The organism is Mesorhizobium terrae, from assembly GCF_008727715.1.
In the GTDB taxonomy this organism is placed as follows: domain Bacteria; phylum Pseudomonadota; class Alphaproteobacteria; order Rhizobiales; family Rhizobiaceae; genus Mesorhizobium; species Mesorhizobium terrae.
The window spans coordinates 565,713-581,188 of the sequence record NZ_CP044218.1; the positions used below are offsets into that span (position 1 = coordinate 565,713).

12 protein-coding genes are annotated in these 15,476 nt (G+C 62.9%); 9 read left to right on the forward strand and 3 right to left on the reverse strand.

Going from position 1 to position 15,476, the window contains the following annotated elements:
• Window positions 1–32: 32 nt before the first annotated feature.
• From tssK to FZF13_RS04020, 8 genes are read left to right on the forward strand one after another with little or no spacing between them, the layout of a single operon-like run.
• Window positions 33–1,367 carry a type VI secretion system baseplate subunit TssK gene (gene tssK / locus FZF13_RS03985; protein ID WP_024925008.1) on the forward strand — a complete coding sequence of 445 codons (1,335 nt, stop codon included), beginning with the start codon at window positions 33–35 and terminating at the stop codon, window positions 1,365–1,367.
• Window positions 1,368–1,371: 4 nt separating this feature from the next.
• On the forward strand, window positions 1,372–2,691 hold the full coding sequence (tssL, locus tag FZF13_RS03990; protein WP_024925009.1) for a type VI secretion system protein TssL, long form: 1,320 nt from the start codon (window positions 1,372–1,374) through the stop codon (window positions 2,689–2,691).
• Window position 2,692: 1 nt separating this feature from the next.
• The gene (gene tssM / locus FZF13_RS03995; RefSeq protein WP_024925010.1) at window positions 2,693–6,232 is read left to right on the forward strand and encodes a type VI secretion system membrane subunit TssM; all 3,540 of its coding nucleotides are present in this window, start codon (window positions 2,693–2,695) and stop codon (window positions 6,230–6,232) included.
• Complete coding sequence (gene tagF, locus FZF13_RS04000) at window positions 6,214–6,756, forward strand: type VI secretion system-associated protein TagF (protein WP_024925011.1); 543 nt, start codon at window positions 6,214–6,216, stop codon at window positions 6,754–6,756. Before tssM ends, tagF begins: the two co-directional genes overlap by 19 nt.
• Window positions 6,756–7,859 (forward strand): DUF2169 family type VI secretion system accessory protein, encoded by a 1,104-nt coding sequence (locus FZF13_RS04005; protein ID WP_024925012.1) that lies wholly within the window; start codon window positions 6,756–6,758, stop codon window positions 7,857–7,859. Before tagF ends, FZF13_RS04005 begins: the two co-directional genes overlap by 1 nt.
• Entirely contained in the window at window positions 7,856–8,869 is a 1,014-nt protein-coding gene (locus tag FZF13_RS04010; protein ID WP_024925013.1) for a beta-ketoacyl synthase N-terminal-like domain-containing protein, read from the forward strand. Before FZF13_RS04005 ends, FZF13_RS04010 begins: the two co-directional genes overlap by 4 nt.
• A 3-nt stretch (window positions 8,870–8,872) precedes the next feature.
• Complete coding sequence (locus FZF13_RS04015) at window positions 8,873–9,826, forward strand: DUF4150 domain-containing protein (protein ID WP_024925014.1); 954 nt, start codon at window positions 8,873–8,875, stop codon at window positions 9,824–9,826.
• Window positions 9,827–9,832: 6 nt separating this feature from the next.
• Window positions 9,833–10,849: a hypothetical protein gene (locus FZF13_RS04020; protein WP_024925015.1), complete on the forward strand. Its 1,017-nt coding sequence runs from the start codon at window positions 9,833–9,835 to the stop codon at window positions 10,847–10,849.
• An 18-nt stretch (window positions 10,850–10,867) separates the two neighbouring features.
• Here the strand turns inward: FZF13_RS04020 and FZF13_RS04025 are convergent, their stop codons facing one another.
• Genes FZF13_RS04025 through FZF13_RS04035 form a run of 3 tightly spaced genes read right to left on the reverse strand, consistent with a single transcriptional unit; the run spans window position 10,868 to window position 13,986 of the window.
• A complete protein-coding gene (locus FZF13_RS04025; RefSeq protein ID WP_024925016.1) occupies window positions 10,868–11,224 on the reverse strand; it encodes a hypothetical protein in 357 nt (118 codons plus the stop codon).
• Window positions 11,221–11,646, reverse strand: coding sequence for a DUF6484 domain-containing protein (locus FZF13_RS04030; RefSeq protein WP_024925017.1), 426 nt, complete (start codon window positions 11,644–11,646; stop codon window positions 11,221–11,223). Before FZF13_RS04030 ends, FZF13_RS04025 begins: the two co-directional genes overlap by 4 nt.
• 12 nt (window positions 11,647–11,658) lie before the next feature.
• Complete coding sequence (locus tag FZF13_RS04035) at window positions 11,659–13,986, reverse strand: type VI secretion system Vgr family protein (protein WP_024925018.1); 2,328 nt, start codon at window positions 13,984–13,986, stop codon at window positions 11,659–11,661.
• Between the two features lie 246 nt (window positions 13,987–14,232).
• Here FZF13_RS04035 and tagH point away from each other — a divergent pair, with 246 nt between their 5' ends.
• On the forward strand, window positions 14,233–15,312 hold the full coding sequence (tagH, locus tag FZF13_RS04040; RefSeq protein WP_024925019.1) for a type VI secretion system-associated FHA domain protein TagH: 1,080 nt from the start codon (window positions 14,233–14,235) through the stop codon (window positions 15,310–15,312).
• Window positions 15,313–15,476 lie beyond the last annotated feature (164 nt).

The following is a 15,476-nucleotide window of genomic DNA, read 5'->3' on the forward strand; positions in this document are numbered from 1 at the left end:
GCAGCAGATGGTTCCGTGCAGAGAGTAGTGGCATGAGCGACGCAAACAGGGTGCTGTGGTCGGAGGGCCTGTTTCTCAGGACCCAGCACTTCCAGCAGCAGGATCGGTTCTTCGAGGGTATGGTGCGCGGCGCGTTGCAGGCCGGTCAGCTCCATACCTTCGGCTTCCAGCAGTTGACGCTCGACCAGTCGCTGCTCGATGCCGGCCAAGTCTCGATCGTGTCCGCCCGGGGTATCTTTCCGGACGGCACGCCCTTCTCCATCCCGGAACTGATGGATGCGCCGAAACCCCTGCCGGTCACGGCCGACACCGGCGCCGGGCCGGTGCTGGTCGCGCTGCCGCTCGAGCCGCCCGGTGGCGTCGGGTTCGATCCGGCGCATGGGGCATCGACCGGCGCGCGCTACCATGGCAAGGTCGTTTCAGTGCGCGATGCGGTGCAGAGCAGCGCCGATCCGGAAGAGATCGAAATCGCCCGCCCGCAGGCGGTCCTCCTTGCCCCCGGCAAATCGGTCGGCGGTTATACCGCCTTGCCCGTCGCCGACATCAAGGGTGTACGCGCCGACAACGGCATCTCGCTAGACGAGACGTTCCTGCCGCCGACACTGATCACCGGTGCTGTCCACTGGTACCGGCAATTGCTGCAGGAGGTCGTCACCGGCCTCGACCAGATCGCCGAAGCGCATGGCAAGATGGTGATGGGTGGGGCTGGCCGCAGCGTCGAAGACCTTTTGATGCTGCACCTTGCCAATGCCGCGCGGCCACGGCTCGCCCATATGCTTGCGCAGGATGTCTTTCATCCGGCCGAGCTCTATCTCGAACTTGCCGGTCTCGCCGGCGAGATGGCCACCTATGGCTCGAGCTCGCGGCGGCTTGGCGAATTGCCGGCCTACGACCATATGGCGCCCGGCCCCGCCTATATGGCGCTGGCCGATGCCTTGCGCTCGCTCATCCTCAGCCTCCGCTACATCGAGCCGAAATCGCGCGCGCTGCCGGTCATGCGGCACTCGACCAATGTCTGGAAAGTGCGCATCGACAACCCGAAGCTTTTGGTCGCCAGCCGCATTGTCGTCCGCGTCGGATCGGAACTGTCGGAAGACGCGCTGCGCAAGATCTTCGTCAACCAGGCAACCGTCGGCGCCGCCGACCAGTTCGAAGGGCTTTGGAAGTCGCGCTTGCCAGGCATTCCACTGAAACCGCTTCATTCGCAGCCGCGCGAGATCCCCTATGACGGCGACCGGCTGTGCCTGGAGCTCGACCAGAAGAGCGAGCATTGGGCCTCGCTGCTCGACGCCCCCGGCTTCGTCATTGGCGTTTCCGGTGTGCTGCCGAGCGAGCCGCAGGTCGACTGCTATTCGGTGAACAGGTGAGGCCATGAGCCGAGATGATCCTTTCGGACTGTCGGAGGATCGCGAGCGCACACGCATCAGGCTGACGGGCGCTACGCCCCGACCGCTGGCGCCGGGCGCGCCGGTCAAGAGGGCGCGCGCCCACCCCAATCGGCTCATCAATATCTTCGCACCGCTGCTCGAATTCGCGCCCGAGCTCGAAAGCGCGCTGGCGCCGGAGAACCCGGAGGTGATGCGCACGCGCCTGCTGGACGAGCTGGTGCGGGCACGCGATGCCGAGGTGGCGGCGGGCTCCTCGCTGGAGCGCGCCGACCAGGCAGCCTGGGCGGTGGCAGCGACGCTCGACGACCTCGCCCTCAACACGCCGTGGGGCGGTGCCAGCGCCTGGCCGCGCCAGCCGCTGGTGGTCATGCTGCGCGGCGATGTCGATGCCGGCACGCAGTTCTTCACGCGCCTTGACGAGCTGGAGCGCCATCCGAACCGCGACCGCGAAATGCTGGAGCTGCAGTATTACTGTCTGGCGCTCGGCTTCCGTGGCAAGTATCGGGTGCCCGGCCGCGCGGGCGACCGTTCGCTCAACGCGGTGCGCGTGTCGGCGGCGCGCTTCCTGCGCAATGCGGACGCCGAGGACGCGCCACTGTCGCCGAACTGGAAAGGCGTGATCGCCTCCGACGAACCGCAGCGCTTCATCGTCCCGATCTGGGTGATGGCGCTGGCTGCGGTCGCCGTCGCCGCCGCCGCTTATGTCGGCCTGTCGATGGGGCTGAGCAGCCAGGCCGTCGAACTCTCGGCGCTCGTGCGCACGCTGCCGCCCGCTTCGCGCGGCGAAGTTACCCGCGCAGCGCCGAAGCAAGATGCTCCCGCACCCGAACCGCCGCAGCCGGTCGATTTCGCGCTGCTGCCCGAGTTCAAGGCCGAAGCGCCGGCGAGCCTGAAGAGCGTGCTGAGCGGCAGCGAGAGCGTCTCGCTGGCCAAGCTGATCATCCAGTCCTCCAGCCCCGAGCTGTTCCAGTCTTCACGGGCGACACTAACGCAAGGCTACGAGCCGCTGGTGGAGTCGATCGCCAAGGTGATCCTCGCCAATCAGGAGCTGATCGGAAACATCACGGTCGTCGGCCACACCGACAATGTGCGCCTGCAGAAGTCCAACCCGCTTGCGAGCAACCAGCGCCTTTCGGAAGCGCGCGCCGAGACAATCGCCAAGCTTCTGGTGCAAGCCGGCGTGCCGCAGGAGCGCATCCATTCCGAAGGCCGCGCCGAGACCGATCCGGTGGCCGACAACTCGACCCGGGAAGGCCGCGCGCTCAACCGGCGCGTCGAGGTGCTGGTTGAGAAGAGGCTCTGAGATGTTCATCCTGCGCTTCCTCTGGGCCGTCATCACCTCGCGTTTTCTGTGGACGCTGATCGGCATCGCGCTGCTTTCGCTGTTGATCTGGGTGTTCGGCCCGATCGTCCAAGTCGGCCCTTACGCACCGTTCGAATCCGACAATGTGCGCATCGCCATCATCGCGGGACTGATCATCCTGTGGCTGATCTGGCTGATCATCGCGCAGCGCCGCGCGATCCGCGCCAACCGCATGTTCGTCGCCGAGATCGCGACACCAGTGGCCGAAAAGCAGCTTACCCCCGGCGAGGAGAGCGTCGCCGCGGTCGGCGCCAAGTTCGGCGAGGTGATGGCGGAGCTAAAGCGGCGCAAGCTCGGTGGCCGCAAGTTCCTGCGCGAGATGCCGTGGTATGTCATCGTCGGACCGCCGGCCACCGGCAAGACCACGGCATTGCGCCAGTCGGGTCTCAATTTCCCGATCGACCTCACCGATGACCTGCAGGGCGTCGGCGGCACGCGTAACTGCGATTGGTTCTTCTCCGAGAACGCGGTGCTGATCGACACTGCGGGCCGCTACGTCCAGCAGGAAAGCCAGCCGGATGTCGACGCAGCGGAATGGCTTGGCTTCCTCGACCTCTTGAAGAAGCACCGGGGCCGCCGTGCGCTCAACGGCGTCATCGTCGCACTGTCGATCGACGCGCTCTCCGAGGGCGACGAAGCGATCAAAGCCCATGGCCGCAAGATCCGCCGCCGACTGGCGGAGCTGAACGACCGGCTCGAGATCCGCCTGCCTGTCTACCTCATGCTGACCAAGGCAGACCTGATCAAAGGGTTCGAAGCCTTCTTCGGCGGCTTGTCGACCACGGCGCGCGAGCAGGTGTGGGGAACCACTTTTCCGCTCGATGCCCGCGTCAACGCCGGTACGATCCAGACCGAACTCACCCGGCTTGCCAGCGAGCTGGAGCGGCGGCTGGTGCCGCGCCTAGAAGACGAAGACAAACTCGGCTCGCGTGCCGAGATCTTCCGCTTCCCGGCCCAGCTGGCCAGCCTTTCCGAACCGATCCAGGTGCTGATCGAGGCAATGTTCGGCGAAAGCCGCTACGAGGAGGCCGCCTGGCTGCGCGGTCTCTATCTGACGTCGGCGACGCAGGAAGGCGCGCCCATCGACCGGCTGACGGCGGCGTTGTCGTCCTCCTTCGGGCTGCCGCCACGCCGCGCCATACCGGTGGCGCGTGTCGAGAAGCGCAGCTTCTTCCTCAGGAACCTTCTCACCGAAGTGATCTTCAAGGAGGCCGGCCTCGGCACCTTCGATCCGCTGGCACAGCGGCGCCGCGCCTGGATCTGGCGTGGTGCCGCTGCCGCCTGCGCGCTCGCAGCTTTGCTGGCCGGCGGACTGTTCACCTGGTCCTATCTCGACAACCGCAATGCCATCGCCGAACAGGCCAACCAATTCGAAGCGCTTCAGGCGCCACTCACGACTGTCGCCGCCATGCCGGCCGCGGTCGAGCAGCCGACCATGGATCGTGCGCTGGCGGCGATGGATGCGGTGGCGACCGCGCGCACCGCGCCACCGGATGCCGTCCACAATCTGCTCGGCCCGACGGCTTCGGCGGAACTGGTGCGCGCCCAGACCGACACTTACGACCATGCACTGCGCAATGTGCTGGAGCCGCATATGGTCGCCCTGCTGGAGGCGACGATGTGGCGGCAGATCCGCGATCCGGACTTCATGCTCGGCGCGCTGAAGACCTACCGGATGATGACCGGCCTGTCGCAGATGGACACCGATTTCGTCCAGAACTGGTGGATGAACAGCCTGCCGCAATTCGCGCCGGCGGCGCCCTTCCCGACCGCCGATGCGGAAGCACATCAGCTTGCCGCAATCCGCCGCATGGCGGTCGACGACAGCTACATCGCGCCGGACAAAGAGCTGGTCGCCGAGGCGCTGAAGACGGTGTGTACGATCTCGCTGCCGGAGCGGGCCTACAAGCAGCTTCTGGCCGACCCGGAAGTGGCGGCTGTCAAGGAATGGCTGCCTGCCAATTTCGCCGGGCCGAACGGCGCCAAGGTGTTCGCGCGGCGCTCCGACAAGACGCTGCGCGTCGGCGTGCCCGGCCCTTATACCTATGCCGGCTTCCATGACGCGATCCTCGACCGGCTCGAGGACGTCGCCGGCCAGGCCGCGCTCGACCGCGCCGTGTTCGCCGGCGGCTGCTCGGAAAATTCCGAGACCTCGGTGTCGGCGCTGTCGGAAGACATATTGAAGCTCTACTATGACGACTATATCGCGCAGTGGGACAGTTTCCTGCGCGACATGCGGCTGGCGCCGCTGACCGACCTCAATGTCGCCAGCGAGAACCTGAAAGACCTTTCCAGCGCCGACTCCGCGCTGAAGCGGCTGTTGACGGCGGTGGTGCAGGAAACGGATCTGACCCGTTCCGACGAAGCGCCGGCCGACGACAAGAGCGGCGCTGCCAAGACCGGCTCGCAATTGCTGAGCAAGCTCGGCAAGCTGGGCAAGGTGGTGAAGACGGGCGCAAAGCTTCTGCCACGCGCCGGTTCGGCCGATCAGGTCGACATGACCGGCAGCCTGGTTGCCGATCACTTCAAGCCGCTCAAGGGCACGATCGCCCAGGTCGACGGCCAGCCGCCGGCGCTCGACGCCGCCGTTGTGGCGTTGACGGCGCTGTCCAACGTGCTGCAGACGGTGACCGCAAATCCCGACCCGCAGGACGCGATCAAGAAGCAGGGCGGCCTGGCCGAACTGACAGGCGCGGTCGCCAGGCAGGCGCAGATCCTGCCTTCGCCGATCAACGACTGGCTGGGCGGTATTGCAGGCGACACCAGCGGCCTGTCGCAGAAGGCCGTGACCAACGAGCTCAACGCCATCTGGCGCGCCGACATCCTGCCCTTCTGCCAAGCGGCGCTCAACAACCGCTACCCGTTCAGCCCCGACAGCGCTGTCGACGTCAATGTGCGCGACTTCCAGCGTCTGTTCGGACCGACCGGCCTGATCAACGCCTTCACCAACGACCATCTGATCAACTATGTCGACACTGCCAGCGAACCGTGGAAATGGCGTGCCGATTTCGGCCTTGACCCGGCAGCGCTCGCCGCGTTCGAGCAGGCAAGGCATATCCGCGACGATCTCTTTCCCGGCGGCACCGGCCCGGTGATGAACTTCACGCTGGAACCCAAGGACCTTTCGCCCAACGTGGCGCGAGTGACGCTCAACCTCGATGGCCAGAACCTCGTCTACTACAACAATGCGACCAGGCCGCAGCCGATGACATGGCCGGGCAAGGACGGCACCGGGGTGATTTCGCTCGCCTTCCAGCCGGTCGACGGCTCGCCTGAGGTGATGCTCAACGAGACCGGCAGCTGGGCATGGCTGAGAATGCTGCGCGGCGGCAAGTTTGTCGCGACCAAACTCACCGACGTCTACAGCCTGCGGCTGGGTACGAAGGGCATGTGGGCCGATTTCGAACTCAAGGCCGCCAGCGTCGAGAACCCCTACACACTCGAAATGTTCAAGAAATTCACATGTCCGCCGCAGATCTGAACGTGCCCGGCTTCTACGGCAAAATGCCCGCCACCGGCGATTTCGTGACGCGGCGGCTGCCGGGGGATTTTGTGCGTGTCTGGGACCGGTGGCTCGCGCAGCACATCGTGCCGCTGTTAGGCACGGAAGCTTGGCCGGAGAGCACGGCACTGCGTTTCCTCGCCGGCCCCACTTCCTTCGGCACCTCGGCGGGCATCGTGCTGCAAAGCGCCGACAGGATTGGCCGGCGATTTCCTTTGAGTGTCGTAGCGCGCCTCTCGGAGGCGCGCCTCAAGCTGGCTTATGCGGATGCCTGGTTCGACAACATCGAGAATGCCGCCTTCGCTGCGCAACGGGGCGAACTAGCGCCTGACGACCTGGATGCGGCCTTGACTGCCCTTCCCGTGCCGCCAGTCGAACCGGTTGGCGATACGATCGACGACCTCGTCATGTGGACCGCGCGGACGGATATTTTCGACGTCGATCCGCAGGCGCCGCAACCAATGCTGGAGCAGATCTTCGCCGCGAGTTGGGAGACCAGCTGATGCAGATCTGGAACCAAATGGGCTATCTCCACCAGTTCACCATGGGCATGGACAAGGCTGGCCATGAGTGGATCGTCGTCGTGGTGAAGGGCACATTCGATTTTCCGGAGAAGCCCGGCGGGCTGGCGCAGAAATCGGCAGAGCAGGTGCCGTTTGTCATGGCCGACACACAAACCGGCGCGCCCGGCTATTCGGCGACGTTGTGGGAAACCGACTTCGCCTTCCGCAAGCCGAGCTGCGATATCATCGCCAATGGCTGCGCCTACGCGCCCGGAGGACGCCCGGCTGAGCGCGTACCCGTCGGCATCAAGGTCGGCAACTGGTCGAAACTGTTCGAAGTCGTCGGCCATCGTGAATGGCGCGCCATCGGACCGGTGTTCATAGCGACTGCACCGCGGCCTTTCTTGAAGCTGCCGATCTCCTATGACGTCGCCTGGGGCGGCGTCGACAGGCTCGACCCGGAGGATAAACTTCCCGCTTGCTACAAATACAACCCCGTCGGCACTGGGTGGTCGCGAACGAAGAACCAGCGTCTCATTCCAGGCCTGCGGCTTCCGAACACACAAGCGGTTGGGGAAGAAATCCTCTCGCCATTCGGCGATTACAAGCCGATGAGTTTCGGACCGACGGGCCGCGGTTGGCCCGGCCGCATAGAATTTGGCGGCACCTACGACCAGAACTGGGTCGACAATATTGCGCCCTTCTTGCCGGCTGATTTCGACGAGCGCTATTTCCAGATGGCGCCGCCCGACCAGCAGATCGATCATCCAGGGGGCGGCGAGGATGTGCAGTTGATCAACCTCACGCCGGCCGGAAGGGAAAGCTTCCGTCTGCCGCCAGCGCTGTTACCGCTAACGCTTTTTATCGGCCGCGAAAAAGTATTCGAGAAGAAGGTCGCGCCCGATACGGTGCTATTGGATACCGAAAACAGACGCTTCAGCCTGGTGTGGCGGATCCAGCAGCGCATCCGCCGAACTATACTCGATTTCACTGAGTGCTGGATCGGCCCGCCGACCCAATCCATGCTCAGGGCCCGCGAAACCGGTCGCCGCTATATTCGTGCAAACGGGATAGCTCCTGAAGAAGAGAGCGAGGATGCATGAGTGCCTCGCTCGACATCGTCGCCGTCGGAATGGTGACTGCCGTCGGTCTCGACGCGCCGTCCTCGTGCGCCGCGATGCGGGCGGGGATCGACGGTTTCGGGGAAACGCGCTTCACCATCCCCGGCGGCGGCTGGCTGATCGGGGCGCCGGTTCCACTGCCGCGCGCCTGGGTGGGCGAGAAGCGCATGGCCCATCTCGCGGGTGGAGCGATTTGCGAGGTATTCGATGCGCTGCCCAAGGCGCGCGGTCGGACTGTGCTGATGCTGTGCGTACCGGAGGAAGGGCGGCCGGGCAGACCAATGCGCGACTATGCGTTGTTGTTGCGCCGCATCGCCGAGATCGTTGAAGTCGAGGCCCATTCCCGCTCGCGCGTGATCGCTCATGGCCGGCCATCGGGTATTGTGGCGCTGGATCATGCAAGACGGCTACTCGCGGCAGACGAGGCCGAATACGTCATGCTTGTCGGGGTCGATAGCTACCTGACGCCGCATACGGTAACACACTACCTCAACGAGAGGCGGCTGCTCACGAGCGACAATCCCAATGGCTTCATTGCGGGGGAAGCGGCGGCAGCGGTGCTGTTAGCGAAGCCAAGCCGCGGCGGCTTTGGGCTGCATGGCATCGGCCTCGCCCGGGAGACTGCTTTCATCTACAACCCGCAGGATCTGCCCCTGCGGGGCGAAGGCATGATCTCCGCCTATCGGGCAGCGCTCAAGGAAGCGGGTGCACAGATGCACCAGGTCGGATATCGTATCGCCGACCTGATCGGTGAACACTACTGGTTCAAGCAAAGTACGCTTGCGGTGAGCCGTGTGACACGCACCGTGCGGGAATTTATGGACATCTGGTCGCCGACGGAATCCGTCGGCAATGTCGGTGCGGCAGTCGTGCCGCTGATGCTGGGTATGGCCTATACAGCGGCGCATAAGGGCTATGCCGGCGGAAACAGTGTGCTCATCGAAGCCTCCAGCGATGCCGGCGCCTGCGGCACGGCGATCTTCGGGGGGTAGGCGATGGCAGTCTACGCCAACGGCCTGGAGATCTCCTGCAAAGCCCAATCCGACAAGGTGATCGCTGCCTTCCCCGATGTCTGTTTCACGCCGCCGGAAAATCCGGCGACGCCACCGGGCGTGCCGATCCCCTACCCGACATTTGGCTTCGATTCCGACACGGACAAGGGGACTGGCACGGTCAAGATCGGCGATGAGACCGTCAATCAGAAGAACAAATCCTATTATACCAAGACAACTGGCACCGAGGCCGGCTGCGCTGCGAAGAAGGGCATTATCAACTCCAAGAATACCGGCAAGAAATATTGCCGTGCCTGGTCCTCCAATGTGAAAGCCGACAAGGAGCCGGTTACCCGTTTCTCCGATATCACGACCAACAACCATGCTTCGACCGATCCGCCGAATGCGCCAACACCGCAGCCACAAGTCGGCGGAGTTGGCCCCGGCGGCGAGGCCGACACGAAATGCATCGTCGGGAAATACGACGACATCGTCGAGAAATGCCGCGCGTCGGGCCTCGACAAGCCGGAAAAGCATCATATCGTCCCGGACCGCGTCTATCGTATCGGCGGCGGCGACAGAATTCCCGGAGCGCCGCGCTATGGCGACGGTATCAATATCTGCTTGTCGCGGAGCAACCACCGGGGAAGTCTCGCGGACAATCCGAAATCAGTGCACGGCAACCTCGACAACGCCCTTGAGCAGTTCGGCGCGACAGCGAATCCCGGCAGAACGCCAAACGCTCCCACCGACTGCGAGGCGATCGAGAAAATTCGCTTCGGATGCCTAGCGGCGCTCTTCAAGCTGGTGCCTGACCCCGTTTCGCAGGACTGCTTCGATCTCGCCGTCAAGATGGTGACCGAGCAGACCGATCCTATTAAGGACAAGCTCGGCCGGACCAAGAAGATGCCGATAACCGACACGTCCACGCAGAACGTACTACGAAATCAAGGATGACTGGCCATGGACCTGTTGATGGGGACGACTGCGACGGGCGGGAAACTTTGCCTTCTGCTGAGGCAGCCCGAGGGGGTTGAGGGGCGATCCACCGTCGTCACTTACCTGCCCGACGCACGGCCTCAATGGCTTCAACAGACTTTCGACGGAGAATTTGTTGCCTTGTGCCCAGCTCCCGCGAATTCCCGTGGCGCGGATTTCCTCGCACTGACTGGTGAGGGGCTGGTTTACTTTCTCAGGAGCGGTACAAGTGTGCAAATACCGGGAGCAGGCTTCAACCGGCCGGGATCGCGCAATCTCGGTCGCATGGACAACCTCATGCTCCTCGGCACCGAATTAGTCGCTACCGGTTATGGCGGCCAGGCTTATCGAGCCACCGACGGGGAGAATTGGGCGCCGGCCGCTCCGACATTTCCGATTCCACCCGTTTCCCAGGATACGATTCGGTTCGGCTGGGCAGCTTTGCAGTCGGCGCGATTCCGTTATGTCTTCGGCGGGGAGGTGGTTACCGGCCTGTCAATCCCGACAGACTTCGGCGGCCTGGGTGGCGCAACCAACATCGCTGCCATGATCAGGGCGCAGGCACGTCGCGACTACGGAACACTCTGGCTGCTGCAGGACGGCAGGTGGCAGGATGTCGAACTGCCTACCAACAGCACGCTGGATCAGATCGTCACCGCCGATGGCAAGATCGTCTATCTGCGGTTTCGCCCCGGTGTGGTGTACTCGACCACAGACTTCGCGGATATGACCGAGGTTGCAGTCAACGATGCAGGACTTTCGGCGCTGGGCGTTCACCAGGGCAGTGCGCTGCTGGCCGACGAAGCCTCGCTTTTTACACTAGCGCCAGACGGAACCGCTCCATTCGAACCGCCCTTGCCGCCAATGACGGACCGGATGCTTGAACTGTCCAGTTCCGACGGCATTCTTCATGTCATCCGCGAGTCGAGCGTATGGCGCCTGGTCGCAGGGACCTGGGAAGAGATTGCCATCCCCCCAGACGTAGTCGCGCTGCCGCGATAATGGGCCGGGCCACGATAGCTATGGATTCCCGGCGATCGTCTTGAGCGTCACCTTGATAAAGCGGCGGACCTGATCGAGATCCAGTTCGGTGATGGCAACGGGTTTCTTCGCCGTCATCATGCGCAGCACGAACAGTTCCCCGGCTTCGGGAAACTCATCGTAGAGCCGCTTCGCGATCTCAAGACCCTCCCTGCCGGCGATGCGCAATCCGTCGAGATGCGCCTCCAGCCGCTCGACCAGGCGGGCCAGGCGCTCCGCGTCCATGTCCGGATTCTCGCCGGGATTGAGCAAGTGACGGTCGTAGATATTCCACAGATGCGCCGCCATCTCGGCATGCTGGCGTACGATCTCGGGAAGGATCGGGGCTGACATCAGTTCAGGTTCACCGAGCCGCCCCGCACCCGGTTCGTGGCACTGGCGTGGCTTGTCACATAAGTGCCGCGAATCAGGATGCGGCCGTCCTTCTCCATGACGATCCGCGCTTTGCCGCAGCGAAGCTCGATGCGCTCGTTGCCGACGATGAGTACGTTTTCGCCGTCTCGGACCACCTGCGGCGGCGCGTTCTTGCGGGTCGGCTCGACAATGCGCCCCACGATCAATGGCCGAGCTGGGTCGCCTTCTTGAAACAGCAGCGCTACCTCCGCTCCCACCATCGCCGATGTCAGTTCGGTAAGACTGCGCGCTGCAATCGCTTCTTCCCGGGGGTTGCCTGGGAAGATCACCAGCGGAGCGGTGTCGTCGAAGCCGAGAAAGACGCCGATCACCACACCTTCTATGCGCTCCAGTGTATCCGCCATCGCCTTACACCTTCAGTTCTGGGTAATCTTGCTGCCCTTGAGCGACATGTCGCCCGATGCCTTCGCATTGATCTTGCCGGAGGCATTGATCGACACATCCTTGCCCTTGATGACGATCTCGCCGTTCTTTTTCATGGTGATGACGGCATCGCCGCATTTTAGCTGGATCTCATCTTTCGCCTCAAGCGTCAGGGTCTTACCTACAGAAATGCCGGAATCCTCACCGACCTGGATGAGGCTCTTCTTGCCGATCTTGAGTTCATGAGCGCCGCTGATTTGGGTCGAGTTGTCCTCGCCCACCTTAACAATCCACGTCTTAGCGATCTCCGAATTCTGCGCGCCGCCGATCTTGATGCCCTGATCGGCAGCGATTTGGACACTCTGGCTGGCGCCGATGTCCCAGCTATCCGCAGCGCCAATGCTGTGGCTTTGGCTGATGCCAACGCTCACCGTCCGTGTCGCTCCGATGGTATTCACTTGCGCTGCGCCCACGGTCCGCGCTTCAGCGGCACCAACCGTATCCACACGCGCCGCACCCACTGTGACCGTCTGAACCAACCCAACCGTCTGCGAATGGTTGGCGTCGATATTTTCCGTAGAATTGGCGACGACGTGGATCGTCTCGTTGGCCTGGACCGTCAGCGAGCGGTTTGCGCCTACCGTCTCGGTGTCGTTGCTGCCGATGTTGGTGGTCTGGTTGACGCCGACCTTGACGGTCTTGTTGTTGCCGACGTCCTCGTCGAGGTTGTGACCGACAGAGTGCTTGGCATCGTGGTCGATGCGGTCGGACTGGTCGTGCTGCACCGTCTTGTTACGGTCATGCTTGATCAGCAGGTGGTGGTCCTTCTGGGCCTGGAAATTGACCAGTTCGGAACCCGCCTTGTCCTCGAACATAAGCTCGTTGTAACCACCGCCGCCTTTCGAGGAATTGGACTTCCAGCCCGATTGCGTGGCATTGGCAGGCAAGCCGTAGGGCGGCATCTCAGCGGCGTTGTAGACCCGGCCGGTGATGATCGGCAGGTCCGGGTCGCCCTCGATGAAGTCGACGATGACCTCCTGGCCGATGCGCGGGATCTGGATGAAGCCCCAGCCGCTGCCGGCCCAGGTCTGCGACACGCGCACGAAGCAGGAAGAGTTTTGGTCCTTCTTGCCGAGGCGATCCCAATGAAATTGCACCTTCACCCGTGCGTACTTGTCGGTGAAGATTTCTTCGCCCGAAGGCCCTACCACCGTCGCCGTCTGTGGCCCGCGCATGACCGGCCGCGGCGTGATGCGCGGCGGGCGGTAAGGCAATTTGGTCGGCGCAACGCCGAGCACCACTTTGAAGTTTTCGTTATGGGCCTCGTTCTGTGTCCGGTAACCCGGATCGAACAGCCGGTATTCGGCGCTGACCACCAGATAGTCCTGGTTCTGGTCGTCGCGCGGAAAACTTTCGAGCTTGAATTTGCAACCGGAAAAGAGACCGCGCACGGTACCCACCGCCGTGCTGTGCCGATGCACCGCCTGTAACTCCTCGCGGCGAATTCCAGCAATCGTGTCGCCCCGGCCGACATCGAGATGCGCTCCGGGTTGGCGATAGTTTTCGCCCGAGGCCTCCTTATGGCCGAACGGTTGGGCGGACTTCGCCATCAGATCCGCGCCGGGCTTTTCGAAATCATAGTCCGTATGGGCATATGCACCCGGCCGCACCGCACTGCCTGGAATCCATTCGGTGATGTATTCAACGTCGCGCCGCGAGCCCTGACCCTCGAAGTTATAGAGCACTTTGTCGTAGCCTGGCGCTGGCTTCAGCTTGCTCATCGCATCGCACAGCACCAGCGTGTGTTTGCCTTCGTCGTGCTCGAAGAAATAGAAAATGCCTTCGTGCTCGAGCAACCGTTGGACGAAATCGAGATCGCTCTCGTCATATTGGACGCAATATTCTCGCGAGGGGTAGGAACCCTGCAGCCGCTTCTCGAATTTGGCTATGCCATATTTCGAGAAGATCTTTTCGACGATCTCCACCGCCGTCATGTTCTGGAAGATACGGCAATCGGTGGTGTTGCCGAGGAACCAGAGCCACGGTCTGATCACCGCTTCGTAAAAGGCCAGCCTGTCTTCAATACGGGTAAGCCTGAACTCCGACACGAGACCGCTGAACCAGCGCTTCGGGTCGGATTCACCCTCGACCGAAACGACACCGCCCAGCATCTTCAACGGGTCGACGTCACGGCTCTTGCTGACGAACCCAACGGTATAGGAAAAACAACGGCTGACCTCATCGCGGCCGATGAGATGGGTGAAGGTCAGCAGGTCAGCGCCCACCGGCGTTTGCACAACCGTGGCGCGTTCATTCGGCATGGTTCGTGCCTCTCCTGGACGCGGCCGCCAGTGTGATGAATCGAAGCCCTCGTTCTATTAACTGCGTCACGTTCGGGAACTTCATAGCCACCGCACCGAAGCCCGATAAGCCTAGCACATGTTTGATGGAGGCTAAATAACGGTGTGGCTGAACTGCTCCCGGCGCCTTCATGTGAAACGCGCCTCGCCCGCTGCCCCTGCAAGCTGCTAGAATAGCCTGGATATTGGGCGTGCCGGCGGTTGCGGATGTTCATCTCGCTACAGATCAGCAATCTTGACAGGCTGCCGGCAGGCATCGCGACGAGCTATGCCGCCCGCGACCGCAGCTTCGAAATCGGGCGCGAAAATTGCGACTGGACACTGGCCGACCCCGACAAGTTCATTTCCGGCCGACATTGCGAAATCCGCTATCAGGCGGGTTCGTTCTGGCTCTATGACGTCTCGCGCAACGGTACTTTCGTCAACGGTTCAGGCCAGCGCATTGGCGCGCCGCATCGGCTGGCCCAAGGCGACCGACTGCTGATCGGCTGTTACGTCGTCGCCGTTTCGATCGACGAAGAGCGTGTTGCTACCGGTCATCCGCAAGAAAGGACCGGTTCGACGCAACGCGAACTGCCGTCGTCAACGGGAAGGCCGCAGGAATTCGGTAATGCGCCATCCCTCAATCCGGCGCAGCAGCGCCCTGGCGAGACGGCACAGGTATCGACGTCTTCGGCACTGCGGCCCAGCCCAGCTGTCCCTGCCAATCGGCCGGCGGAAGCGGACGCGATGTTGCGGGAGATCGCCAAAGCAGCCGGCATTGCACCGGAGTTGCTGCAATCGCGCGACCCGCATGACGTGGCTGCCGAGATCGGCGCGGTGCTGAGAACCACGGTCGAGCAATTGTCCTTGCTGCTCAAGGCACGCGCCGCAGCCAAAGTACTCGCCAAGAGCGCGGATCGCACGATGATCGGCGCGGAGGACAACAACCCGCTGAAATTCGTGCCGGGCACCGACGACATAATGGAGATCATGTTCGCCAAACGCAGGGCCGGCTATCTTGATGCCAAGCATAGCGTTGAGGACGCGTTCCGCGACCTGAAGGCCCACGAAATCGCCACCTACGCTGCCATGCAGGTCGCGCTTTCGAGGCTGCTAGACGACCTGTCGCCGGAGGCTATCGCCAAAAGAATTCCACCTGCTTCCTTTTCGTCCAGGAAAAGCCAGGCCTGGGATGCGCTTGTTGCGACGTGGCGGATGATGGAGGACAAGCACGAAAACGGTATGCTGGATGTCTTCCTCGCCTATTTCGCCGAAGCCTACACCAAGGCGGCTAAGCAAAAATAGCCGGGCAGGTAGCAGGCCTCAGCGGCGCTGATGCGCTCTGTGTGACGGGCCTCATAGAAGAAGTCGTCTCTTTGATCATCCTGCTTTCCGATTTCCATCGGCTTCCCGTGCGATTAGGATAACGCATGGGAGCTTGCCCGGCGGGCAATGCGGCCGTGGCTTGG

Excerpts from the sequence above, each read along its gene's own strand:
- FZF13_RS04035 (WP_024925018.1), bottom strand. The coding sequence starts at position 13,986 with ATGCCGAATGAACGCGCCACGGTTGTGCAAACGCCGGTGGGCGCTGAC.
- tagH (WP_024925019.1), top strand. The coding sequence starts at position 14,233 with ATGTTCATCTCGCTACAGATCAGCAATCTTGACAGGCTGCCGGCAGGC.
- FZF13_RS04015 (WP_024925014.1), top strand. The coding sequence starts at position 8,873 with ATGGCAGTCTACGCCAACGGCCTGGAGATCTCCTGCAAAGCCCAATCC.
- FZF13_RS04020 (WP_024925015.1), top strand. The coding sequence starts at position 9,833 with ATGGACCTGTTGATGGGGACGACTGCGACGGGCGGGAAACTTTGCCTT.
- FZF13_RS04010 (WP_024925013.1), top strand. The coding sequence starts at position 7,856 with ATGAGTGCCTCGCTCGACATCGTCGCCGTCGGAATGGTGACTGCCGTC.
- tssL (WP_024925009.1), top strand. The coding sequence starts at position 1,372 with ATGAGCCGAGATGATCCTTTCGGACTGTCGGAGGATCGCGAGCGCACA.
- FZF13_RS04030 (WP_024925017.1), bottom strand. The coding sequence starts at position 11,646 with ATGGCGGATACACTGGAGCGCATAGAAGGTGTGGTGATCGGCGTCTTT.
- tssM (WP_024925010.1), top strand. The coding sequence starts at position 2,693 with ATGTTCATCCTGCGCTTCCTCTGGGCCGTCATCACCTCGCGTTTTCTG.
- tssK (WP_024925008.1), top strand. The coding sequence starts at position 33 with ATGAGCGACGCAAACAGGGTGCTGTGGTCGGAGGGCCTGTTTCTCAGG.
- FZF13_RS04005 (WP_024925012.1), top strand. The coding sequence starts at position 6,756 with ATGCAGATCTGGAACCAAATGGGCTATCTCCACCAGTTCACCATGGGC.
- tagF (WP_024925011.1), top strand. The coding sequence starts at position 6,214 with ATGTCCGCCGCAGATCTGAACGTGCCCGGCTTCTACGGCAAAATGCCC.